The sequence below is a fragment of the Pseudomonas sp. B21-047 genome (assembly GCF_024748775.1).
In the GTDB taxonomy this organism is placed as follows: Bacteria; Pseudomonadota; Gammaproteobacteria; order Pseudomonadales; family Pseudomonadaceae; genus Aquipseudomonas; species Aquipseudomonas capeferrum.
This window is the reverse complement of sequence record NZ_CP087169.1, coordinates 92,916-115,353: the sequence shown is the minus strand read 5'-3', so window position 1 is coordinate 115,353 and position 22,438 is coordinate 92,916. Positions and strand designations below refer to the sequence as shown.

General features: G+C 62.9%; 21 protein-coding genes. 18 read left to right on the top strand and 3 right to left on the bottom strand.

The genetic code is table 11. The features are described 5' to 3' along the window. Positions 1-229 precede the first annotated feature (229 nt). The 9 genes from LOY26_RS00565 (at position 230) to LOY26_RS00525 (ending at position 8,643) form a co-directional block, all read left to right on the top strand. A complete protein-coding gene (locus tag LOY26_RS00565; RefSeq protein ID WP_258714281.1) occupies positions 230-1,351 on the top strand; it encodes a Re/Si-specific NAD(P)(+) transhydrogenase subunit alpha in 1,122 nt (373 codons plus the stop codon). A gap of 11 nt (positions 1,352-1,362) precedes the next feature. Beyond that, positions 1,363-1,677: an NAD(P) transhydrogenase subunit alpha gene (locus LOY26_RS00560; protein WP_033702562.1), complete on the top strand. Its 315-nt coding sequence runs from the start codon at positions 1,363-1,365 to the stop codon at positions 1,675-1,677. A 2-nt stretch (positions 1,678-1,679) separates the two neighbouring features. Beyond that, complete coding sequence (locus LOY26_RS00555) at positions 1,680-3,116, top strand: NAD(P)(+) transhydrogenase (Re/Si-specific) subunit beta (protein ID WP_186661708.1); 1,437 nt, start codon at positions 1,680-1,682, stop codon at positions 3,114-3,116. Positions 3,117-3,304: 188 nt separating this feature from the next. After that, complete coding sequence (locus tag LOY26_RS00550; protein WP_033702560.1) at positions 3,305-4,798, top strand: acetyl-CoA hydrolase/transferase family protein; 1,494 nt, start codon at positions 3,305-3,307, stop codon at positions 4,796-4,798. A gap of 319 nt (positions 4,799-5,117) precedes the next feature. Continuing rightward, positions 5,118-5,333: a DUF1127 domain-containing protein gene (locus tag LOY26_RS00545; protein WP_186661706.1), complete on the top strand. Its 216-nt coding sequence runs from the start codon at positions 5,118-5,120 to the stop codon at positions 5,331-5,333. A gap of 292 nt (positions 5,334-5,625) precedes the next feature. Beyond that, on the top strand, positions 5,626-5,943 hold the full coding sequence (locus tag LOY26_RS00540; protein WP_033702558.1) for a DUF2388 domain-containing protein: 318 nt from the start codon (positions 5,626-5,628) through the stop codon (positions 5,941-5,943). A gap of 85 nt (positions 5,944-6,028) precedes the next feature. After that, entirely contained in the window at positions 6,029-6,334 is a 306-nt protein-coding gene (locus tag LOY26_RS00535) for a DUF2388 domain-containing protein (RefSeq protein ID WP_186661704.1), read from the top strand. Positions 6,335-6,370: 36 nt separating this feature from the next. Next, entirely contained in the window at positions 6,371-6,691 is a 321-nt protein-coding gene (locus LOY26_RS00530) for a DUF2388 domain-containing protein (protein ID WP_027591949.1), read from the top strand. Further along, complete coding sequence (locus tag LOY26_RS00525; protein ID WP_258714280.1) at positions 6,688-8,643, top strand: DUF4105 domain-containing protein; 1,956 nt, start codon at positions 6,688-6,690, stop codon at positions 8,641-8,643. Before LOY26_RS00530 ends, LOY26_RS00525 begins: the two co-directional genes overlap by 4 nt. 101 nt (positions 8,644-8,744) lie before the next feature. Here the strand turns inward: LOY26_RS00525 and LOY26_RS00520 are convergent, their stop codons facing one another. Next, positions 8,745-9,146: a GFA family protein gene (locus LOY26_RS00520; protein WP_033702555.1), complete on the bottom strand. Its 402-nt coding sequence runs from the start codon at positions 9,144-9,146 to the stop codon at positions 8,745-8,747. A 267-nt stretch (positions 9,147-9,413) separates the two neighbouring features. Between LOY26_RS00520 and LOY26_RS00515 the strand changes: the two genes are divergently transcribed. The 9 genes from LOY26_RS00515 to LOY26_RS00475 all read left to right on the top strand — a co-directional run bounded on the left by LOY26_RS00515 (position 9,414) and on the right by LOY26_RS00475 (position 19,606). Beyond that, positions 9,414-10,721 carry a CitMHS family transporter gene (locus tag LOY26_RS00515; protein WP_186655266.1) on the top strand — a complete coding sequence of 436 codons (1,308 nt, stop codon included), beginning with the start codon at positions 9,414-9,416 and terminating at the stop codon, positions 10,719-10,721. Between the two features lie 72 nt (positions 10,722-10,793). Continuing rightward, complete coding sequence (locus LOY26_RS00510) at positions 10,794-11,573, top strand: TerC family protein (RefSeq protein WP_186655270.1); 780 nt, start codon at positions 10,794-10,796, stop codon at positions 11,571-11,573. A 232-nt stretch (positions 11,574-11,805) separates the two neighbouring features. Then, positions 11,806-13,464, top strand: a complete 1,659-nt coding sequence (locus tag LOY26_RS00505) for a Na/Pi cotransporter family protein (protein WP_186663669.1) — start codon at positions 11,806-11,808, stop codon at positions 13,462-13,464. A 30-nt stretch (positions 13,465-13,494) separates the two neighbouring features. Continuing rightward, a complete protein-coding gene (locus tag LOY26_RS00500) occupies positions 13,495-14,901 on the top strand; it encodes a pitrilysin family protein (protein WP_047583845.1) in 1,407 nt (468 codons plus the stop codon). 93 nt (positions 14,902-14,994) lie between these two features. Continuing rightward, positions 14,995-16,017 (top strand): DUF5924 family protein, encoded by a 1,023-nt coding sequence (locus LOY26_RS00495; RefSeq protein ID WP_186655278.1) that lies wholly within the window; start codon positions 14,995-14,997, stop codon positions 16,015-16,017. An 87-nt stretch (positions 16,018-16,104) separates the two neighbouring features. Further along, positions 16,105-17,238, top strand: a complete 1,134-nt coding sequence (locus LOY26_RS00490) for an ABC transporter permease (protein WP_186655280.1) — start codon at positions 16,105-16,107, stop codon at positions 17,236-17,238. After that, positions 17,235-18,026: an ABC transporter ATP-binding protein gene (locus LOY26_RS00485; protein WP_033702548.1), complete on the top strand. Its 792-nt coding sequence runs from the start codon at positions 17,235-17,237 to the stop codon at positions 18,024-18,026. The genes LOY26_RS00490 and LOY26_RS00485 overlap by 4 nt, the downstream gene beginning before the upstream one ends. Positions 18,027-18,029: 3 nt before the next feature. Beyond that, positions 18,030-18,968, top strand: coding sequence for an MlaD family protein (locus tag LOY26_RS00480; RefSeq protein WP_033702547.1), 939 nt, complete (start codon positions 18,030-18,032; stop codon positions 18,966-18,968). Next, positions 18,965-19,606 (top strand): ABC-type transport auxiliary lipoprotein family protein, encoded by a 642-nt coding sequence (locus LOY26_RS00475; RefSeq protein ID WP_258714279.1) that lies wholly within the window; start codon positions 18,965-18,967, stop codon positions 19,604-19,606. The genes LOY26_RS00480 and LOY26_RS00475 overlap by 4 nt, the downstream gene beginning before the upstream one ends. On the opposite strand, the gene LOY26_RS00470 is transcribed toward LOY26_RS00475, so the two are convergent. After that, positions 19,588-20,817, bottom strand: a complete 1,230-nt coding sequence (locus tag LOY26_RS00470; protein WP_033702545.1) for a nucleoside recognition domain-containing protein — start codon at positions 20,815-20,817, stop codon at positions 19,588-19,590. The genes LOY26_RS00475 and LOY26_RS00470 overlap by 19 nt on opposite strands. 156 nt (positions 20,818-20,973) lie before the next feature. Further along, positions 20,974-22,302 carry a glutamate/aspartate:proton symporter GltP gene (gene gltP, locus LOY26_RS00465; protein ID WP_186655293.1) on the bottom strand — a complete coding sequence of 443 codons (1,329 nt, stop codon included), beginning with the start codon at positions 22,300-22,302 and terminating at the stop codon, positions 20,974-20,976. Positions 22,303-22,438 lie beyond the last annotated feature (136 nt).

The following is a 22,438-nucleotide window of genomic DNA, read 5'->3' as shown; positions in this document are numbered from 1 at the left end:
AGCCCATGTTTGACGGGCTGCGACGGTAGGCTTGCGACATACGGTCACAGGGTGACTTGTAGTTTTAACTTCGTTTCGCTCCATAACCGGTTGTAGGCCCCCGGGTTCATCTGCAAAATGCCTGGCCCGCCTAGGACTCGGCGGGTTGACGCTCAACGACCGCACCAGCGCACCACCCGAAGTACGCTGGCTTCCACAAAGACAAAAGGTCACCGCAGGAGATAAAGTCGTGCACATTGGTGTTCCTCTCGAGACGCAGACGGGTGAGACAAGGGTCGCCGCGACCCCTGAAACCATCAAAAAACTGGTTGCTCAAGGCCATCAGGTCACCGTCCAACGGGGGGCAGGGCTAAACGCCAGCATTCCGGACAGTGCCTATGAGGCCGTGGGCGCCTCCCTGGGAAGCGCCGCCGACGCCTACGGCGCGCAACTCGTACTGAAAGTGGTCGCGCCCAATGATCAGGAGCTCGCGCTGATCAGCAGTGGCAGCCTGCTGGTGGGGATGCTCAACCCGTTCAACGGCGAACTGATCGGCAAGATGGCCGACCGCGGCATCACTGCCTTCGCCCTGGAAGCAGCGCCACGTACCTCACGTGCGCAAAGCCTCGACGTGCTGTCGTCGCAGGCCAACATCGCCGGTTACAAGGCAGTGCTGCTGGCCGCTCACTACTACCCGCGCTTCATGCCCATGCTGATGACCGCTGCCGGCACCGTTAAGGCTGCCCGCGTGCTGATTCTGGGCGCCGGCGTTGCAGGGCTGCAGGCCATTGCCACGGCCAAGCGCATGGGCGCCGTGATCGAAGCCTCGGATGTGCGCCCCGCCGTCAAGGAGCAGATCGAGTCGCTGGGCGCCAAGTTCATCGATGTGCCTTACGAAACCGACGAGGAGCGTGAGTGCGCCGAAGGCGTGGGTGGCTATGCGCGGCCGATGCCGGCCAGCTGGATGCAGCGCCAGGCCCAGGCCGTACACGAGCGCGCCAAGCAGGCCGATATCGTCATCACCACGGCACTGATCCCGGGCCGCAAGGCGCCGACCCTGCTCAGCGCTGAAACCGTCGCGCAAATGAAGCCGGGCTCGGTGGTCATCGACCTGGCGGCAGCCCAAGGCGGCAACTGCCCGCTGACCATTGCCGACCAGGTGGTGCAGGAAAACGGCGTGACCATCGTTGGCCCCACCAACCTGCCAGCCCAGGTGGGGGCCGATGCGTCGGCGCTGTACGCACGCAACCTGCTGGACTTCATGAAGCTGTTGTTCGACAAGGACAACGCGCTGGTCATCAACCTCGAAGACGATATCGTCGCGGCCTGCCTCATGTGCCGCGACGGGCAAGTCGTCCGCAAGAACGGCTAAGGAGCACGACAATGGAAGACATGCTGATTTCCCATGGCATCTACAACCTGATCATCTTCGTGCTGGCCATCTATGTGGGCTACCACGTCGTGTGGAACGTTACCCCGGCACTGCACACGCCGCTGATGGCGGTCACCAACGCCATCTCCGCCATCGTCATCGTCGGCGCCATGCTGGCCGCCGCGCTGACCGTGACACCGGCCGGCAAGGTGATGGGCACGCTCGCCGTGGCCTTGGCCGCGGTCAACGTATTCGGTGGCTTCCTGGTCACCCGTCGCATGCTTGAGATGTTCAAGAAGAAAGCCAAGAACGAGGCGAAGAAGTAAGCATGAGCATGAATCTGGTAACGCTTCTCTACCTGGTCGCCTCGATCTGCTTCATCCAGGCGCTCAAGGGCCTTTCGCACCCGACCACGTCACGCCGCGGCAACCTGTTCGGCATGATCGGCATGGGCTTGGCCATCGTCACCACCGTTGGCCTCATCTATAAGCTGGGCGCAGAGCTTGCCACCGCCGGCATCGGCTATGTGATCGTCGGCCTGCTGGTCGGCGGCACCGCTGGCTCGGTCATGGCCAAGCGTGTCGAGATGACCAAGATGCCGGAGCTGGTCGCCTTCATGCACAGCATGATCGGCCTGGCTGCGGTATTCATCGCCATTGCCGCCGTGCTTGAGCCCCAGTCGATGGGCATCGTCGCCGCCATCAGCGACCCGATCCCCACCGGCAACCGCCTGGAGCTGTTCCTCGGTGCAGCCATTGGTGCCATCACCTTCTCGGGTTCGGTCATCGCCTTCGGCAAGCTGTCGGGCAAGTACAAGTTCCGCCTGTTCCAGGGCGCACCGGTACAGTTCGCCGGCCAGCACAAGCTGAACCTGATCCTTGGCCTGACCACCATCGCCCTTGGCCTGCTGTTCACCTTCACCGGCCATTACAGTGCCTTCACCCTGATGCTGGCCCTGGCCTTCATCATGGGCGTACTGATCATTATCCCGATCGGTGGCGCGGACATGCCGGTGGTGGTGTCGATGCTCAACAGCTATTCGGGCTGGGCCGCTGCGGGTATCGGCTTCTCGCTGAACAACTCGATGCTGATCATTGCAGGCTCACTGGTCGGCTCCAGCGGTGCGATCCTCTCGTACATCATGTGCAAGGCGATGAACCGTTCGTTCTTCAACGTCATCCTCGGCGGCTTCGGTGGCGCGACGGATGTTGCAGGCCCAGCGGGCGCCCAGGAAGCTCGCCCGGTAAAATCCGGCTCGGCCGACGACGCCACCTTCCTGCTCAGCAATGCCGACACGGTGATCATCGTGCCTGGCTACGGCCTGGCGGTTGCCCGTGCCCAGCACGCGTTGAAGGAGCTGACCGAGAAGCTGACCCACAACGGCGTGACTGTGAAGTACGCGATCCACCCGGTGGCAGGCCGTATGCCAGGGCACATGAACGTGCTGCTGGCCGAAGCCGAAGTGCCTTACGACCAGGTGTTCGAGATGGACGACATCAACGCCGAGTTCGGCCAGGCCGATGTGGTACTGGTGCTGGGCGCCAACGACGTGGTCAACCCGGCAGCGAAGAACGACCCCAAATCGCCGATTGCCGGCATGCCGATCCTTGAGGCGTTCAAGGCCAAGACCATCATCGTCAACAAGCGCTCCATGGCCAGTGGCTATGCAGGCCTGGACAACGAACTGTTCTACTTGGACAAGACCATGATGGTATTCGGTGATGCCAAGAAGGTAATCGAGGATATGGTCAAAGCAGTGGAATAACCCCACCGCGGTAAACCGTGCGCTATATAAGAAGCCCCGCCGAGAAATCTGCGGGGCTTTTTGCATTTGCCTGATCCAGATCAACGGCTCTACTTCCGGGCTTCTCATACGACCATGGTCGTGGGACGGCAACCGGCGAAATCTCTAGACTGCGCTCCAGTAGCTTCAGTAGCCTGAGATAACAATCCATGTACCGTGATCGTATCCGCTTGTCCTCCCTGCACAGCAAGGTAATGAGTGCGGCTGATGCCGCTGGTCTGATCGAGGACGGCATGACTGTCGGCATGAGCGGTTTCACCCGCGCCGGCGAAGCCAAAGCCGTACCCCATGCCCTGGCCGAACGTGCCAAGCAGTCGCCACTGAAAATCAGCTTGATGACCGGCGCTAGCCTGGGCAATGACCTGGACAAGCAGCTGACCGAGGCCGGCGTGCTGGCCCGCCGCATGCCCTTCCAGGTCGACAGCACCTTGCGCAAGGCCATCAACGATGGCCAGGTGATGTTCATCGACCAGCACCTTTCGGAAACCGTCGAACAACTGCGCAACCAGCAGCTCAAGCTGCCGGACATCGCGGTTATCGAAGCAGTGGCCATTACCGAGCAAGGCCACATCGTGCCGACCACCTCGGTGGGCAACTCGGCCAGCTTCGCGATCTTCGCCAAGCAAGTGATCGTCGAGATCAACCTGTCGCACAACGCCAACCTCGAAGGCCTGCACGACATCTATATCCCGACCTACCGCCCGACCCGCACACCGATCCCGTTGGTCAAGGTCGATGATCGCATCGGCAGCATGGCCATCCCGATCGACCCGGCCAAAATTGTCGGTATCGTCATCAGCGACCAGCCGGACTCGCCGTCCACCGTGTTGCCGCCTGACCACGAGACCCAAGGCATCGCCGACCACCTGATCAACTTCCTCAAGAAGGAAGTCGACGCCGGCCGCATGACCAACAAGCTCGGCCCGCTGCAGGCCGGTATCGGCAGCATCGCCAACGCGGTGATGTGCGGTTTGATCGATTCGCCGTTCGAAGACCTGACCATGTACTCCGAAGTACTGCAGGACTCGACCTTCGACCTGATCGACGCTGGCAAGCTGAGCTTCGCCTCGGGCAGCTCGATTACCTTGTCGTCCCGCCGCAACGCGGATGTGTTCGGCAACCTGGAGCGTTACAAGGACAAGCTGGTGCTGCGTCCGCAAGAGATCTCCAACCACCCCGAGGTGGTACGTCGCCTAGGCATCATCGGTATCAACACCGCACTGGAGTTCGATATCTACGGCAACGTCAACTCCACCCACGTCTGCGGCACGCGGATGATGAACGGCATCGGCGGTTCTGGCGATTTCGCCCGTAACGCCCACCTGGCTGTGTTCGTCACCAAGTCGATTGCCAAGGGTGGTGCGATTTCCAGCGTGGTGCCGATGGTCAGCCACGTTGACCACACCGAGCACGATGTCGACATCCTGGTCACCGAGCAGGGCCTGGCAGACTTGCGCGGCCTGGCGCCACGCGAGCGCGCCCGGGCGATCATCGACAACTGTGTGCACCCGGATTACCGCGCAGCGCTTAACGATTACTTCGAGCGTGCGTGCCAACGTGGTGGCCATACCCCGCACATTCTGCGCGAGGCGCTGAGCTGGCACGAAAACCTGGAAGAAACTGGGCGCATGCTCGCCAGTTGATCGGTTGGGAGGGGGCTGCTGCACAGCAGCCCTTTCGCGACGCAAGGTCGCCCCACCAGTAGCCTTAATAAACTGTACTACTGTACTTGTCATCACGCTTCAATCCCGCCTTCACAAACCTCTCTCTACTCATTAACGCACCATAAAAGTGCAGACCAGTACAGTTGCGCCTATTTCGAGTGCAACAGTAGGGTTACACAGTTAACTGAACCATCGTAATGCAACAGAACTGTATCTACTGTTATGGACAAGAGAGGAGGATCATTGGCATCAGTTAAATCACTACCTAATCCCGCCATAAGCGGAAGGATGAAACATCATGGAACGTACACTCAGTTCCGGTCTGGTTTTTGAAAGCAACGCCCAGCAATCCAGCGCTTCGATGCCTCTGCGCGCTCTGTCCACCCTGCTGCTGTGGCAGCGTCGCATGGCCAGCCGCCGTCAACTGGCTCGCCTGGACTCCCGCCTGCTGGCTGACGCCGGTATCAGCGAGTCGCAGCGTTACGAAGAGCTGAGCAAGCCTTTCTGGCGCTAAGCTCCGGCTTGCCGGCTGCGGCCGGCACCGCGAATTCCAAACCCGTTGCAGGTGACTGCAACGGGTTTTTTGTGTCTGGCCCCGTGCTAGAGCACTTGGCAGTACAACAGGTACAGTTTATTTATAATCATAAACACACCAGCACAGTTTGTGAGCACGCCGTTCATTAACATCCAGAAACACCGGCGCGTGATACGCTTGGCTTAACAGTCTGGTAGAACCGGATGTTGAAAAAGTACCGAGGCGCGCAGTGCGAGCGTCCGATTAGCAGAATCCCCAGGAGTCCACGATCATGTCCCGTAAACATCTGATTGGCGCCGCCCTGATGCTGAGCCTGGCGGGCACCGCCAGCGCCACCAGCTTCGTCGTCACCACCGACGCAGTCGTGGGCGCTGTAGCCGCCTCGACTGACGCCACTTCCGACGTGTCTTCGTCGTTCCGCGACGACAAGATCGTCCAGGCCGCCCGTGACGACGCCGCCAGCTTCGTCGGCAGCCAAGGCGCTATTCGCGGCGCCAAGCTGGAAAGCGCCTTCCTGCACATTCGTGGGCAAATGCCGACCCTGCAGGCCAGCGACGCACAGTTGGCACAGGCCATCCTGGCGCTCTGACCTGCAACTGAGCCGTGCGGCTCGCGGGGTTCGCCCGCACAGCCGCACGCGCCTTCACGCCCACGTTTCAAGCCTTTAGAAGCCCATGCGTTATCTTTTGCCGTTGTTGTTCGCCGCCGTTGGCGTGCCCCTGAGCATGGCAAGTGCCCATGCCATGGACACCACCACACAAAGCCTGGTCATCACCGGCTATGTCACCAGCCAAGTCACCACCGCGCCGTTTGACCGCAAGCTGGTCAGCCAGGCCCGTGACGATGCAGCAGCATTCGTCGCCAGCGATGGCATGATTCGCGGTGCGCGCCTGGAAGCGGCTCTCGATTCACTGCGCTACCACTGTGCACGGCAGGCTGTCGGCGACCTGGAACTGGCGCAGGCAATTCTCGTCCAATGACTACACCTGACTCCCTGTATTTTTCGGAGATGCTCCATGCGTAAACCGCTGATCGCCGCTACCCTCGGCATGCTGCTGCTGGCCGACCTGGCCCAGGCACAGACTCTGGTGGCCACCAGCAATATCATCGTGCGCGCCTTCGGCCGCTCGATCGATTTCACCTCAGACACCACAACATCGATCCGTGACTCCAAAGTCGTGCGTGAAGCGCACGACGATGCTGCCAGCTTCGTCGCCAGCAACGGTGACATCCGTGGCGCCCAACTGGAGGCTGCCTTCAACACCCTGCGCGAGCGCCTGCCTGAAGCGCGTGGCGCCAGCGACCAGGTACTGGCCGAAGCCATCCTGGCACTGTGAACCAGGTGCGTGCCTGGCTGCTCGGCGGCGCCCTGACGCTGCTCGGCACGCCCGCCCAGGCCGACCTGCAGCTGGTGCTGCAGGCTTCCGGCCTCGACCCTCAACAAACTCAAGCCAGCCAGGCACTGCTCGACGAAGCGCTGAGCAAGCTGCCGCCGCGCTTCAAACAGCAACTGGACCGGCGTGTGCTGGTCAGTTGGAGCGCGCGCATGCCTGCCGACGCGTATGGCCAGGCATCGCTGGTTTCCACCCTGGCGCTCAACAGCCGCCTGTTGCCAGGGCTGGCTGATGGCAGCGCCGCCCACGAACGTACCGACCGCCCGCATGGCACCGTGCGGGAGGAGTTGTTGGCCACTGTGCTGCATGAGCTGACCCACATTTACGACCGCGCACGGCTATGGCCCGCTACCGAGCGCTCGCTGATCGCCCGCTGCAAGCGCCAGCAGGGCACCGTGGGCAAAGTCGGCCTGCCAGAGGCGTGCCGCGGCCAGGCCGAGCGGCGCTTCACCTTGAGCGATGACCCACGCCTGCTCGACCTTGCCGGCTGGCAGCAGTATGTCGGCCGCCGTGGCGAACGCGAGCAGCACAACGGCCAGTTCGTGCGCAGCCCCGACAGCTATGAGCTGAGCAGCCCCAAGGAATTCATCGCGGTCAACATGGAGTACTTCCTCCTCGACCCGAGCTATGCCTGCCGGCGCCCAGCCTTGAACCAGTACCTGCGCGACCACTTCGGCTGGGCCCCCGAGCAACAAGCCTGTGCCAAAGGCCTGCCGTTCCTCAATGCCGGCAGCGACTTCGCCCGCCAGCCGCTGGGAGAGATCGACCCCGAGCGCGTCTATGAAGTCGACTACCTGCTGGCCGAGGCCAATCAGAACTGGGTCAGCCGCTGGGGCCACAGCATGCTGCGCCTGGTCATCTGCAAGCCTGGCCGGCCGCGCGGCCCGGATTGCCGCCTGGACCTCGACCAGCACCTGGTGCTGTCGTACCGCGCCTTCGTCAACGATGTGCAGCTGTCCAGTTGGGACGGCCTGGTCGGCGCTTACCCGTCGCGGTTGTTCGTGCTGCCGTTGGGCCAGGTGATCGACGAATACACCAAGACCGAGCTGCGTAGCCTGGCCTCGATCCCGCTCAGGCTCGACCGCCAGGAAGTCGAGAACCTGGTGCGCCAGGCCGCAGAAATGCACTGGAGCTACGACGGCAATTACTACTTCCTGTCCAACAACTGCGCGGTCGAGTCGCTGAAACTGCTACGCAGCGGCACGGCTAACCCACGCCTGAACGACCTGGACAGCATCATGCCCAACGGCTTGCTGGAGGTGCTCAAAGGGCGGGGCATTGCCGATACCCGTGTGCTCGATGACCCACGCGAAGCGCTGCGCCTGGGTTACCGCTTCGACTCCTACCGCGACCGCTACCAGGCCATGTTCGACGTGCTGAAAAAGCAGCTGCCGATCAAGCAGGACAAGGTCGAGGACTGGCTGGCCCTGGATGCCGAGCAGCGCCGCAGCTGGTTCGCCCAGGCCGACCTGCGCACCAGCGCCGCCTTGCTGCTGCTGGAACAGGCCAGCTTGCGGCGCCAGCTGTTGCTGGCCCAGGACGAGGTCAAGCAGCGCTACCTGAACGCTGCTGCACTGAAGGATGGCAGCATCGACAAGGCCAACCAGACGCTGCAGCAGATGCTCGCCAACAGCGGTTTTCTCAGCCGCCCGGCAGAACTGCTGGATGCCAAAGGCTACGGCCTGCCGCAGCCTGATGAGCGCAAGCACCTGGAGCAGGTCAGCAGCGAGCGGCAGGCCCAGTTGCTGCGGCTGAGCACTGACCTGGACAAAGAGGTGAGGGCGCTGCTGGACCCGTCGCGGGCCAAGGAAATTGCCGCGATAGAGGCCAACGTGAAGCAAGTGGGCGAGCATTTGCGGGCATTGCACAAGGCCGCAGGTGGGCTGCAGTTGTAGGAGCGGCCTTGCCGGGGCGCCGGACCGGTCGGAACACAAAAAAACTGACAGTCCCAAATCCCGGGGCCGCTGCGCAGCCCTTTCGCGACGCAAGGCCGCTCCTACAAGCTTTCCTCAGCCTCGCCCGGCAAGTCCTCGTCCAGGTGCAACCAGGGCAGCCGGCTACCAATCCAGATATGCCGGTTGGCCCGCACCCGTTCCGGGTGGTCCAGCGTCGCCACCGTCACATCAATGCTGTGCGGGCTGTGCGCAGTAACCAGCGCCACATGCGCCCCGCAATGCCCACAGAAGTACCGGCTGCAACTGGCCGGTGCCACGTAGCAGTTCGGCTCGCCCGCCAACCATTGAAAACCCGAGCGGGGCAGAGTCAGCCAGGTCACCACCAAACCACCACTGACCCGCCGACAAATCGTGCAATGGCAGTGGGCAACATCCGTCAGCGCGCCCTCCAACCGATAACGCAAGGCGCCACAATGGCAGCCACCCTCGGTCACATCCTGCATCACCTACCTCCTGTCGCCTTTGTCTCAGCGAAAGCTGGCTGAAAGCTTGCCCTCATAGGATAGCGCCCACTACCGGCACAAGACCGGTCAGCCAGGGCATCCGGAATTTTCCGCGCCCGGCCCAATCAACAACAACAATGGTGATTCTGATGTATTCCTGTGCCCGCCTTCTCGTAGTGCCCCTTCGCAAGCTCCCTGCGCAGCGCCCGACGCGCTGATCCGCCCGAATCGACTGTCCTTTCGCCGCGCCACGCCTGGAGTATTGCCATGCTGACCTTCCTCGGCTTTGCCATGGTCATCACCTTCATGTACCTGATCATGACCAAGCGCCTGTCGGCCTTGATCGCGCTGATCCTGGTACCGATCCTGTTCGCCCTGTTCGGTGGTTTTTCCGCCAAAATCGGCCCGATGATGCTCGACGGCATCAGCAAGCTCGCGCCCACCGGCGTGATGTTGATGTTCGCCATTCTCTATTTCGCCCTGATGATCGACTCTGGCCTGTTCGACCCGGCCGTGCGCAAGATCCTCAAGCTGGTCAAAGGTGACCCGCTGAAAGTCTCGGTGGGCACCGCCGTGCTGGCCCTGGTGGTCTCGCTCGACGGTGACGGCGCCACCACCTACATGATCTGCTGCGCCGCCATGTTGCCGATGTACAGCCGCTTGGGCATGAGCCCGCGGATCATGGCCGGGCTGATCATTCTCGCCGGCGGCGTGATGAACATGACCCCGTGGGGTGGCCCGACCGCCCGCGCCGCCAGTGCCCTGCACGTGGACCCATCGGACATTTTCGTGCCGATGATCCCGGCGATGCTGTTCGGCGTGCTGGCGATCCTGGCCATTGCCTATATGTACGGCAAACGCGAGCGTGCTCGTCTGGGTGAACTGCACCTGCCGACCGACGACATCGACCACAGCGAAATCACCGTTTCGCAGTACCCGGATGCGCGTCGCCCCAAGCTCCTGTACTTCAACGGCGCCCTGACCGCAGCCCTGATGGTTGCCCTGATCGCAGGCGTACTGCCACTGCCGGTGCTGTTCATGATCGCCTTCAGCATCGCCATGATCGTCAACTACCCCTGCCTGCAACAGCAGAAAGATCGCATTGCCGCCCATGCCGGCAGCGTGCTGGCCGTCACCGGGCTGATCTTCGCCGCAGGTATCTTCACCGGCATCCTGTCGGGCACCGGCATGGTCGATGCCATGTCCAAGAGCCTGCTGGCGGTCATCCCCGATGCAATGGGCCCGTACCTGGCGGTGATCACCGCGATCGTGAGCATGCCGTTCACCTTCTTCATGTCCAACGACGCCTTCTACTACGGCGTGTTGCCGGTGCTTGCCGAAGCGGCCAGCCACTATGGCATCAGCCCGGTCGAGATGGCCCGTGCGTCGATCGTCGGCCAGCCGGTACACCTGCTCAGCCCCCTGGTACCCTCCACCTACCTGCTGGTGGCCCTGGCCGGCATCGAATTCGGCGACCACCAGCGCTTCACCTTGAAGTGGGCAGTTCTGGTGTGCCTGTGCATAATGCTCGCCGCATTGCTGATGGGCATTTTCCCGCTGTTCAGTAGTCTTTAATAAACACGTATTACACTACCGCGACGCGCCCCTTGTCCGGGCGCGTCGCCTTTATCGCTCGAAGGAATACACATGGAATGGCTGACCAGCCCGGAAATCTGGGTTGCCTTTTTCACCCTCACCGCGCTTGAGATCGTGCTCGGGATCGACAACATCATCATGATTTCGATCCTGGTCAGCCGCATGCCCAAGCACATGCAGCCACGTACCCGGATCTTCGGCCTGGCCCTGGCCATGGTCACGCGCATCCTCTTGCTGCTGTCGATCACCTGGGTCATGCGCCTGACTGCCGACCTGTTCGAGGTCTTCGGCCATGGCATCTCCGGGCGCGACCTGATCCTGTTCTTCGGTGGCCTGTTCCTGCTGTGGAAGAGCTCGCAGGAGATCTACCACGGCCTGGAAGGTGAAGACGAAAGCAGCGACGAGCCCAAAGGCGCGGGCGGCAAGTTCTTCTACACCATCATCCAGATCGCCATCATCGACATCGTGTTCTCGCTGGACTCGGTGATCACCGCAGTGGGCATGGTGTCCCATGTGCCGGTGATGATCGCCGCCATCGTCGTCGCCGTGCTGGTGATGATGCTGTGCGCCGGTGCCATCAGCAATTTCATCGACAAGCACCCTTCGCTGAAGATGCTCGCGCTGTCGTTCCTGATCGTGGTCGGTACCGTACTGATCGCCGAATCGTTCGACGTGCATGTGCCAAAAGGCTACGTCTACTTCGCCATGGCGTTCTCGCTGGCGGTGGAAGCGATCAACATCCGTATGCGCACTGCCTCATCACGCAAGGATGGCAAGGATGGCAAAGAGCATGATCCGGTGAAACTGCGCAAGGACATTCCGGGTCAATAAACCCAGGAAGCGTGTTGCAGAAAAGGGCCCTTCGGGGCCCTTTTTCGTTGATGCGGCCACAGAAATACAGGGCAATCATTCATGCGCGGTGTGTTTCAAATGAGTGACAGCCATGCGAAGCTGGCAACAGCTGCACAAAACAACTAAAGCTTTGAGTGGGCACTGAAATTTCTCAAGCGCCCACGCTCCACTTCTTGGCCCGCATGGGCCATCGGCAACAGGGGGCTTCGCCATGCTGACCCTGCTCAACCTGCTCTCGGCCGTGACGCTATTGGTCTGGGGTACACATATCGTGCGTACTGGCATCCTGCGGGTATTCGGGTCCGACCTGCGCCGCATCATCAGCCAGAACATGAACAAGCGCCCCCTGGCGTTCATCGCCGGGATCCTCGTCACCGCCATGGTGCAGAGCAGCAACGCCACCGCCATGCTGGTCACATCCTTCGTCGGCCAGGGCCTGATGGCCATGACGCCAGCCCTGGCGATCATGCTCGGCGCCGATGTCGGCACCGCGCTCATGGCCAGGGTGCTGACCTTCGACCTGTCGTGGCTGTCACCGCTGCTGATTTTTCTAGGGGTGATCTTCTTCCTTTCCCGCAAGCAGACCCGGGTCGGCCAATTGGGCCGGGTAGGGATCGGGCTTGGCTTGATCATCCTGGCCCTGGAGCTGATCGTGCAGGCCGCTGCACCCATCACCCATGCCCAGGGGGTGAAAGTGCTGTTCGCCTCGCTGACCGGCGACATCTTGCTCGATGCCCTGGTCGGCGCGCTGTTTGCCATGATTTCCTATTCCAGCCTGGCGGCCGTGCTGCTCACCGCGACGCTGGCCGGCGCCGAACTGATCAGCCTGCCGGTGGCCATCGGCCTGGTGGTCGGTGCCAACATCGGTAGCGGCTTGCTGGCGTTCATCAGCACCAGCATGCAGAACGCCGCCGGGCGGCGTGTGGCACTGGGCAGCTTGCTGTACAAGCTGATCGGCCTGGTGCTGATCATTCCGGTGCTGCACCCACTGGTGACGTGGATGGACACACTGAGCTTCAGCCCTCAGGAGCTAGTGATCGGCTTCCACCTGCTCTACAACACCTTGCGCTGCCTGATCATGCTGCCCACCGTCAAACCTATGGGCCGGCTGTGCAACAGCTTGCTGCCCGAACGCGAAAACGGCAACGGCCAAGTGCGCCCGCGCCACCTCGATGCCTCGGCGCTCGACACCCCCAGCCTGGCACTGGCCAATGCCGCCCGCGAGACCCTGCGCCTGGGCGATATTGTCGACAACCTGCTCGAAGCCATGCTCGGCGCCCTGCGCGGCACCCAGACAGCCCTGCCACAGCAGGTGCGCGCCTTGGCCGAGGACGCCGAGGCCTTGTACAGCGCCATCAAACTGTACCTGGCGCAAATGACGCGGGAGGACCTCAGCGAGCGCGACAACCGGCGCTGGGCCGAAATCATCGAACTGGCGATCAACCTCAAGCTGGCCTGCGACCTGGTCGAGCGCATGCTGCGCAAGGTCCAGCAGCAGAAAACCAGCCAACGCCGGGCGTTTTCCCAGGTCGGCCTGGAGGAACTGACCGGCCTGCAAGAACAGCTGTTGTCGAACCTGCGCCTCGGCCTGTCGGTGTTTCTCAGCGCAGACCCCGAGAGCGCACAGCTGCTGCTGCGTGAAAAACGCCGTTTCCGTGCGCAGGAAAGGCGCCTTGCCCACGCGCATGTCAGCCGCCTGCAACGCAAGGTGGTGCAAAGTATCGAGACCAGTTCGCTACACTTGGAGCTGATTGCCGACATGAAGCGGTTGAACTCTTTGTTCTGCAGCAGTGCCTATGTGGTACTAGGCGGTTCGGACACCGGCGGGCTGATGCTCGACACTGTGCCGGACGAAGCCCGCTTGCCGTGATTTCGCCTACCAGGAGAGCCAAGCTCGCCCATGCGTTGCCTGATGTTCGTTTGCCTGCTGATCTGCAGCCTGCCCACCCTGGCCCTCGACCGCTCGCGGGTAGAGGGGTACCTGTTGCCCAACGGTCTGCAGGTCATCCTCAAGGACGGCTATGAACGTGACCACGTGGCCATCCGCCTGGTGGTCGGGGTTGGCCTGGATGACTTCGACTGTGAGCAGAAGGAGCTGCCACACCTGCTCGAGCACCTGCTGTTCAGCGGTATCGACGAAACCGGCGAGGGCGGACTGGAAGAGCGCCTGCAAGCCTTGGGTGGCGAGTGGAACGCCTATACCAGCAGCGCCGACACCACGTTCGTGATCGAGGCACCTGCGCGTAACCAGCGTAAAGTGCTCGACCTGCTGCTGGCGGTGATCCGCGACACCCCTATCGACGCCAAGGCCCTGGCCACGGCGAAAAGGATCATCGAGCGCGAGGACGGCGGCCACTATGGTCACCTGCAACGCTGGTTGGACCGCCAGGACATCGGCCACCCTGCCAGTGACCAACTGGCGACCGAACTGGGCCTCAAGTGTGCCGAGCGCTCGAACATCGACGACATGACCCTGGAGCAGGTGCAGGCCTTGCGCGACCGCTGGTACGCGGCCAACAACATGACCCTGATCATGGTCGGCGGCCTCGACCGCCTGCTGCCGGCGTACCTGGAGCGCACCTTTGGCGAGCTGCCTGCCACCGAGCCGGAAGAGCGCCGCAACCTCGAAAGCATCAGCCAGCAGGCCGAGCAACGCCGCGACCTGACTCGCGGCTGGCTGGGCGACAGCGTCAAACTGCACTGGCTGTTCATCGAGCCGGTGCTGGACAACGACCATCAGCCGACCCTCGACCTGCTGTCACGCTACCTGGATTGGGCGCTATACGACCAGCTGCGCCTGCGCAATGGCTTGTCCTACGGGCCGTCGGTACAGCGCGAGAGCTTCGGTGACAGCGGCATGCTCAGCCTCAACGCCGACCTGGAACGCGACGACGTCGACCAGGCGGTCAAGGTGATGCAGGGGTTGTTCGACCACCTGCGCAAGGAAGGCCTCGACCCGGATACCTTCGCCCGCATCAAGGGCGCCAGCATGGCCCGGGAAAGCTGGAGCACCCAGGGCAACAGCGCCTTGGCCGACTACTACTGGGGGGCGTTGAACGACTACAACGACGGGCGCTTTGCCAACCCGGTGCGAAAGTTGCGGCAGGTCAGCCTGGCGCAGGCCAACGAAGCGTTGCAGGCACTGCTCAAGGACCAAGGCTACCTGCGCATCGAGAAGCCCCTGCTGGGTTATGACGAGCTGTACGGGTTGCTCGCCTTGCTGCTGGGGCTGATCCTGGCGGCCGGGTTGCTGCGTTGGCGCCGGCATACCCCGCAACCACCGAGCGGTGCTACACGCAAAGCGTGATTCGGCGGTATCCTTTAGCCAGTACCGGCCTCTTCACGGGGTTGCCCGAAAAGAGGCCGGCACAGCCACCCTATCTCTCCCTGTTGTAGACCCATGCCCCCAATTCCCCGCATCGTCCAGCGCGTCATCGAACTGCTTAAACGCTACCCCGGCATCATCGCGCTCGGAGGCTTCCTCTCCGGCATCGGCAGCTTCATCCTGGTCGACCGCCAGGCCGGCCTGGCCAGCTGGGTGGCGATCCTGATGCTGGTCAGCTGGGTCTGGCTTATGCTGGAAAACACCCTCACCGGCCTGTTCGCCCGCACCTTCAACCGTGAGATCCCGCAACCGTTGCTGCGCTACGCGACGCAGATGATCCACCAGGAAACACTGTTCTTCGTCCTGCCGTTCTTCTTCATCACCACCACCTGGAACAGCGGCCAACTGGTATTCACCGGCCTGCTCGCCGCCGCCGGGCTGATCTCGATCGTCGACCCGCTGTACTACAAGTGGTTGGCGCCGCGGCGCTGGCTGTTCCTCGCGCTGCACACGCTGACCTTGTTCGCGGCGCTGCTCACCGCGCTGCCGATCATTCTTCACCTGACCACCGCACAAAGCTTCAAGCTGGCGTTGATCATTGCCATGGCCCTGTCGTTCCCGAGCCTGGCCAGCAGCTTCCCGGTCAATACCTGGCGGCGCGGCGTGGCGCTGGTTCTGGTGACCCTGTCGGTGGGCGGCGGGGGGTGGTTGCTGCGCTCGTGGGTACCACCGGCGACGTTGTGGATGACCGAAGTGGCCGTCAGCACCGAAGTGCTCAATCGCCAGCCCGGCGAGTCACTGGACGAGATTGCCGCCAGCCGCATCAAGACCAGCGGGCTGTATGCGTACACCTCGGTCAACGCACCCCGGGGCCTGAACGAGCGCATTTACCACGTGTGGCAAAAAGACGGCAAGGAAGTAGACCGGATTGCGCTGGATATTCATGGCGGGCGCAAGGAAGGCTACCGGGCCTGGACCCACAAGCAGAACTTCCCGCCTAACCCGGTCGGTAAATGGCAGGTGAGGGTGCTGACCGAGGACGGCCAGGTGATCGGGGTGCTGCGGTTCAAAGTGGTCGACGATGCGCCGAGCCCATAGCTTCCTGGTTTGAGCACACAATCAATAAACCGCCCCATGCCCTCTGCGCTATGATCAGCCCCTAAGCCTTAGCGCCGAGTCAGTTGCATGGAGCCTATGACCCCCCCCAGCGCCACCTTGGACACCAGCCACCAACCGCCCTGCCTGCGTATTACCGGTGACTGGACCCTGGCCCACTATGCCAGCCTCAAGCGCGACAGCGAACGCCTGCGCACGCAATGCAGCAACGACGCCGTTGCCGACCTCAGCCAACTGGGCCGCCTCGACACCGCAGGCGCCTCGCTGCTGGCCGAACTGCTCGGTGCCGAACGCCTGTCGCACTGCACCGATGGCCTGCCCGACGCCAGCCGTGCCCTGCTCAAGACCGTGTACTGCTCGGTGCAGGATTACTGCATTCCGGTCAAGGAGGCCGAACGCCCGGTGCTGCTGTTGCTGCTCGAACGTATCGGCCGTGCCGTCAGCACCCTCTGGCAAGACACCCGGCAGTTGCTCGGCTTCGTCGGCCTGATTCTCGAAACCTTGCTGCGCCGGGCCTTCCAGCCCCACCGCTGGCGGCTTACGCCGGTCGTGGCGCACATCGAACAGACCGGCCTGGATGCTGCCCCCATCGTCGCCTTGCTGACCTTTCTGGTGGGCGCGGTGGTGGCGTTTCTGGGCGCAACGGTGCTGGCCGCATTCGGCGCGACCCTCTTCACCGTCGACCTGGTGGCGTTCTCGTTCTTGCGTGAGTTTGCCGTGCTGTTGACCGCCATCCTCATGGCCGGCCGCACGGCCAGTGCCTTCACCGCGCAGATCGGCTCGATGAAGGCCAACGAAGAAATCGACGCCATCCGCACCCTGGGCCTCAACCCCATGGAGCTGCTGGTGGTGCCACGGGTATTGGCACTATTGATTTCGTTGCCGCTGCTGACCTTCCTCGCGATGATCTGCGGCATCGTCGGCGGCGCGGTGGTGTGTGCCCTGTCGCTGGATATCTCACCCGCCATGTTCCTGTCGCTGCTGCAGACCGACATCGGTGTGCAGCACTTCCTCGTCGGCCTGGCCAAAGCACCGTTTTTTGCCTTCCTGATCGCCGCCATCGGCTGCCTGGAAGGCTTCAAGGTCAGCGGCAGCGCGGAGTCCGTGGGCGCCCACACCACCTCGGCAGTGGTGCAGTCGATTTTCGTGGTCATCGTGCTGGATGCGGTGGCGGCACTGTTCTTCATGGAGATGGGCTGGTGAGCGGCCGGGAAACGGTGATCGAGGCACGGGGCATCTGTAACCGCTTCGGCAGCCAGAGCGTGCATGAAAACCTCGACCTGGACCTGTACCGGGGCGAGATCCTTGCCGTGGTCGGTGGCTCGGGTAGCGGCAAATCGGTGCTGTTGCGCAGCATCATCGGCCTGCGACGGCCTAACGAGGGGCAGATCAAGGTATTTGGCCAGGACCTGGCCGAGTTGCGTGAAGAACAGCGTTCGTTGGTCGAGCGACGCTTCGGCGTGCTGTTCCAGAAGGGCGCGCTGTTCTCGTCGCTGACCATCACCGAAAACGTCGCCTTGCCGCTGATCGAACACGCCGGCTTGTCCCGCGCCGACGCCGAGCACCTGGCCGGGGTCAAGCTGGCCCTGGCCGGCCTGCCCATCTCGGCTGCCGACAAATACCCCGCCTCGCTGTCCGGCGGCATGATCAAGCGCGCAGCGCTGGCACGTGCCCTGGCACTGGACCCGGACATCCTGTTCCTCGACGAGCCCACCGCAGGCCTCGACCCGATCGGCGCCGCCGCGTTCGACCAGTTGATCCTGACCCTGCGCGACGCACTCGGCCTGTCGGTGTTTCTCATCACCCACGACCTGGACACCCTCTACACCATCACTGACCGGGTGGCGGTGCTGTCGCAGAAAAAGGTCCTGGTGGCCGGCCCCCTGGCCGAGGTCGAGCAAGCCGACGACGCCTGGATTCAAGAATACTTTCACGGCCCACGCGGGCGCGCAGCCGAACAGGCCGCCGCCCGCCCGGGCCAGGAGCGCTGAACGATGGAAACCCGAGCACATCACGTCCTCATCGGCCTGGTCACCGTCCTGGTGGTGGCCGGTGCCATGCTGTTTGGCCTGTGGCTGACCAAGTCCAGTGTCGACGATGCCTTCAAGGATTACGAAGTGGTGTTCAACGAAGCCGTCTCGGGCCTGTCCCGCGGCAGCCCGGTGCAGTACAACGGCATCAAGGTGGGCGACGTGTCGACCCTGCGCCTGGACCCGAAGGACCCTCGCCGCGTGCTGGCCCGGGTACGGCTGAGCGGCGACACGCCGGTCAAGGAGGATACCCAGGCCAAGCTGACCCTGGCCGGGGTCACCGGCAACGCGTTCATCCAGCTCAGCGGCGGCACGCCGCATAGCCCCGAGCTCAAGGGCAAGGATGGCAAGCTGCCAGTGATCATCGCCTCGCCTTCGCCAATCTCGCGCCTGCTCAACGACAGCAGCGACTTGGTGACCAACATCAACCTGCTGCTGCACAACGCCAACCTGATGTTCTCGGAAGACAACATCGGCCACCTTAGCAGCACCCTGGCCAATCTCGACAAGACCACCGGTGCCTTCGCCGGCCAGCACGGCAGTATTGCCGAGGCCATCACGCAGCTGGTGCAGGTCGGCAAACAGGCCAGCGCCACCCTGGCCGAAACCCAGGCGCTGATGCGCAACGCCAACAGCCTGCTCGGCAGCGAGGGCAAACAGGCCATCGGCAGCGCCGAGCAGGCCATGCAGTCGCTGGCCGAAAGCACGGCGACCATCAATGCGCTGCTCAAGAACAACAGCGAGGCCATCGGTGACGGTGCCCAGGGCCTGAACCAGCTAACCCCCGCCATCCGCGAGCTGCGCGAAACCCTCAACGCACTCAAGGGCATTTCCCGGCAGCTGGAGGCCGACCCGAGCGGCTACCTGCTCGGACGCGACAACAACAAGGAGTTCCAGCCATGAAAGCATCGCTGCGCCTGTTGGCCCTGGCGGCCGCGGTGAGCCTGGCCAGTGCCTGCTCGATCCTGCCGCAAAGCGAACCCGTGGACCTGTATCGCCTGCCGGTGAACCAACCCAGCCGCGTTGCCGCGCCGCTGGACTGGTCGCTGCGGCTTAACAAACCGCTGGCCAGCGAAGTACTGGCCGGCCCACGGATCGCGGTGATCCCACAGGGAGACGTGGTCAGCAGCTACAAGGGCGCACGCTGGAGCGACGCCGCGCCAGTACTGCTACGCAACCGCCTGCTCGATGGCTTCCAGCGTGACGGCCAGGTTCAACGCCTGAGCGCCGATGACAGCAACCTGCAGGCCGACTACGAGCTGGCCGGCGAGCTGCAGGCGTTTCAGAGTGAGTACCGCCCGGACGGGGCAGTGGAGGTGGTGATTCGCTACGATGCGCGTCTGGTCCAAGGGCGCAGTCAGCGTATCCTCGCCAGCAAACGCTTCGAGATCCGCCAACCGCTGGCCGCCAGGGAGGTTTCGGCAGTGGTGGCAGGCTTCGGCGGCGCCAGCGACCAACTGGTCGGGCAGGTGGTCAGCTGGACCGTCGCCCAGGCCACGCGAGCCCAAGCTCAGGTCCAGGCTCAGCCAAAGAACCAGTAGCAGACCAAGATCGCCGCGACCACGCCGGAAAATTCGGCCAGCAGGGCGCAACCGACCGCGTGGCGTACCCGCTGGATGCCCACGGCACCGAAGTACACCGCCAGCACATAGAAGGTGGTCTCGGTACTGCCCTGAACGGTCGCCGCGACCAGTGCCGGGAAGCTATCCACACCGTGGGTCTGCATGGTCTCGATCAACATGGCCCGCGCCGCACTGCCCGAGAACGGCTTGACCAGCGCGGTGGGCAGGCCTTCGACGAAGCGGGTATCCATGCCCATCCAGTTCACCGCATGGCGAATGCCGTCCAGCGCCAGCTCGAGCGCGCCCGAGGCGCGCAGTACGCCGACTGCCACGAGCATGGCCACCAGGTAGGGCAGCAGGCTCTTGGCCACATCAAAGCCTTCCTTGGCGCCTTCGACAAAGGCTTCGTACACCTTGACCCGCTTCAGCGCACCGATCACCAGGAACAGGATGATCACCCCGAACAGCGTGAGGTTGCCCAGGATCGACGACAGGCCCGCCAGCGCAGCGGCCGACAAGGTGCCGAGAAAGGCCATGAAGCAGCCCAACAGCAACGCACCGGGGATCAGGTAGGCCAGCACCACCGGGTCCCACAGGCGCAGGCGCTGCATCACCGCCACCGACAGCAGGCCCACCAGGGTCGACACGCTGGTAGCCAGCAGGATCGGCAAAAATACCAGCGTCGGGTCGGTCGCGCCTTGCTGCGCGCGGTACATGAAGATGGTCACCGGCAACAGGGTCAGCGACGACGCATTGAGTACCAGGAACAGGATCTGTGCGTTGCTTGCGGTGCTGCTGCTGGGGTTCAGCTCCTGCAGCGCGCGCATGGCCTTAAGGCCAATCGGCGTGGCCGCGTTGTCCAGCCCCAGGCCGTTGGCCGCGAAGTTCATGGTGATCAGGCCCAGGGCCGGGTGCCCCGGCGGTACCTCGGGCATCAGCCTGGCGAACAGCGGGCCGAGGACCTTGGCCAGCCACTCGACGATACCGGCCTTCTCGGCGATTTTCAGAAAGCCCAGCCACAGGGTCAGGGTACCGAACAACAGGACCATCACCTCCACCGACAGCTTGGCCATGGCGAAGATGCTCTCGACCATGGCGGCGAAGATGCCGGCGTTGCCGCCGATCAGCCACTGGGCCAGGGCGGAGACGGCCGCCACCAGGAAAAAGCCGAGCCAAAGGCCGTTGAGCATCCGATTGTTCCCCCTGAAAAGTGCCCGAATGATAACGGAGATTGCAGGCGCCCACGCAAGACGCAGTCCCTAGAAAGGGGCGCAACGCGCCCCCCACAATCCGCCACACAACAAAAAGCCCCGACAAGTCGGGGCTTTTTGTTCAACGCATCAGCTTCAGCGCTTGGCGGCTTCGCCAACCACCACAGCTCCCTGCTTGTCGGCCATCAGCGAAGCATAGTACTGCTCGCCCTTGGCAGCGTCGTACATGCCTTCCCAGCGTGCGATGACCAGCGCGGCCAGGGCGTTGCCGACCACGTTCAGCGCGGTACGGGCCATGTCCATGATGCGGTCGACACCGGCGATGAAGGCCAGGCCTTCCAGCGGGATGCCCACGCTGCCCAGGGTCGCCAGCAACACCACGAACGACACGCCCGGTACGCCGGCAATACCCTTGGAGGTGACCATCAGGGTCAGCACCAGCAGCAGCTGCTGGCTCCACGACAGGTCGATGCCGTACAGCTGGGCGATGAAGATTGCCGCGATGCTCTGGTACAGGGTCGAACCGTCGAGGTTGAACGAATAGCCGGTCGGCACCACGAACGAGCAGATCGACTTCGGCGCGCCGTACTTCTCCATCTTCTCGATCACCCGCGGCAGCACGGTTTCGGAGCTGGAGGTGGAGTAGGCCAGGATCAGCTCATCTTTCATGATGCGCATGATCTTGATCACCGAGAAGCCAAACACGCGTGCCACCAGGCCCAGCACCATGAAGGCGAAGAAGGCGATGGCGAAGTACACCAGCAGCACCAGCTTGGCCAGCGGCAGCAGCGAGCTGAAGCCGAAGTTGGCGACGGTGACGGCGATCAGGGCGAACACGCCGATCGGGGCGTAGTTCATGATCATGTGGGTGACCTTGAACATGGTCTCCGACACGGCCTGGAAGGTACGCACCAGCGGGTCGCGCAGCTCTGCCTGAAGGCTCGATAGGCCCAGGCCGAACATCACCGAGAAGAAGATGATCGGCAGCATTTCGCCACGCATCAGCGCCGCGAAGATGTTCGACGGGATCAGGTTGAGCAGGGTTTCGATGAATGCATGCTCATGCTGCACTTCGGCCGCAGTGGCCTGGTACTTGGAGATGTCCACGGTACCCAGGGTGCTCATGTCGATGCCGGCACCCGGGTGGAACAGGTTGGCCAACACCAGGCCGACGACGATGGCGATGGTGGTCACCACCTCGAAGTAGATGATGGTCTTGAGGCCGATGCTGCCCAGTTTCTTCGCGTCGCCAACTCCGGCGATGCCCACGATCAGCGACGAGATCACGATCGGGACGACGATCATCTTGATCAGGCGAATGAAGATGTCACCAGCGGGCTGGAGGACGTTGCTGATCCACCATGCCTTTTCTGCACTGAAATGATTCAGTAGCGCGCCGATTGCAACGCCCAGGACCAGACCGATCACGATCTGCCAGGCGAGGCTCAGTTTTGCCTTCTTCATGTCTTTACCCTTTGTTCTAGTGGTCATGGGCGCCGGACGAAAACGCGCGTAACAGAGCCGTTGGCAACGTCACGGTGAGCGAAAAGCTTCCGTCCGGTGGCCTCATGTAAGGACACCGCGAGCGAGCGACTGGGCG

What these genes read in the sequence shown, in the direction of transcription:
- LOY26_RS00530 (WP_027591949.1), top strand. Translation starts at nt 6,371, where the DNA reads ATGCGTAAACCGCTGATCGCCGCTACCCTCGGCATGCTGCTGCTGGCC.
- LOY26_RS00505 (WP_186663669.1), top strand. Translation starts at nt 11,806, where the DNA reads ATGCTGACCCTGCTCAACCTGCTCTCGGCCGTGACGCTATTGGTCTGG.
- LOY26_RS00555 (WP_186661708.1), top strand. Translation starts at nt 1,680, where the DNA reads ATGAGCATGAATCTGGTAACGCTTCTCTACCTGGTCGCCTCGATCTGC.
- LOY26_RS00490 (WP_186655280.1), top strand. Translation starts at nt 16,105, where the DNA reads ATGGAGCCTATGACCCCCCCCAGCGCCACCTTGGACACCAGCCACCAA.
- LOY26_RS00560 (WP_033702562.1), top strand. Translation starts at nt 1,363, where the DNA reads ATGGAAGACATGCTGATTTCCCATGGCATCTACAACCTGATCATCTTC.
- LOY26_RS00470 (WP_033702545.1), bottom strand. Translation starts at nt 20,817, where the DNA reads ATGCTCAACGGCCTTTGGCTCGGCTTTTTCCTGGTGGCGGCCGTCTCC.
- gltP (WP_186655293.1), bottom strand. Translation starts at nt 22,302, where the DNA reads ATGAAGAAGGCAAAACTGAGCCTCGCCTGGCAGATCGTGATCGGTCTG.
- LOY26_RS00475 (WP_258714279.1), top strand. Translation starts at nt 18,965, where the DNA reads ATGAAAGCATCGCTGCGCCTGTTGGCCCTGGCGGCCGCGGTGAGCCTG.
- LOY26_RS00545 (WP_186661706.1), top strand. Translation starts at nt 5,118, where the DNA reads ATGGAACGTACACTCAGTTCCGGTCTGGTTTTTGAAAGCAACGCCCAG.
- LOY26_RS00520 (WP_033702555.1), bottom strand. Translation starts at nt 9,146, where the DNA reads ATGCAGGATGTGACCGAGGGTGGCTGCCATTGTGGCGCCTTGCGTTAT.
- LOY26_RS00515 (WP_186655266.1), top strand. Translation starts at nt 9,414, where the DNA reads ATGCTGACCTTCCTCGGCTTTGCCATGGTCATCACCTTCATGTACCTG.
- LOY26_RS00495 (WP_186655278.1), top strand. Translation starts at nt 14,995, where the DNA reads ATGCCCCCAATTCCCCGCATCGTCCAGCGCGTCATCGAACTGCTTAAA.
- LOY26_RS00510 (WP_186655270.1), top strand. Translation starts at nt 10,794, where the DNA reads ATGGAATGGCTGACCAGCCCGGAAATCTGGGTTGCCTTTTTCACCCTC.
- LOY26_RS00480 (WP_033702547.1), top strand. Translation starts at nt 18,030, where the DNA reads ATGGAAACCCGAGCACATCACGTCCTCATCGGCCTGGTCACCGTCCTG.
- LOY26_RS00540 (WP_033702558.1), top strand. Translation starts at nt 5,626, where the DNA reads ATGTCCCGTAAACATCTGATTGGCGCCGCCCTGATGCTGAGCCTGGCG.
- LOY26_RS00535 (WP_186661704.1), top strand. Translation starts at nt 6,029, where the DNA reads ATGCGTTATCTTTTGCCGTTGTTGTTCGCCGCCGTTGGCGTGCCCCTG.
- LOY26_RS00550 (WP_033702560.1), top strand. Translation starts at nt 3,305, where the DNA reads ATGTACCGTGATCGTATCCGCTTGTCCTCCCTGCACAGCAAGGTAATG.
- LOY26_RS00500 (WP_047583845.1), top strand. Translation starts at nt 13,495, where the DNA reads ATGCGTTGCCTGATGTTCGTTTGCCTGCTGATCTGCAGCCTGCCCACC.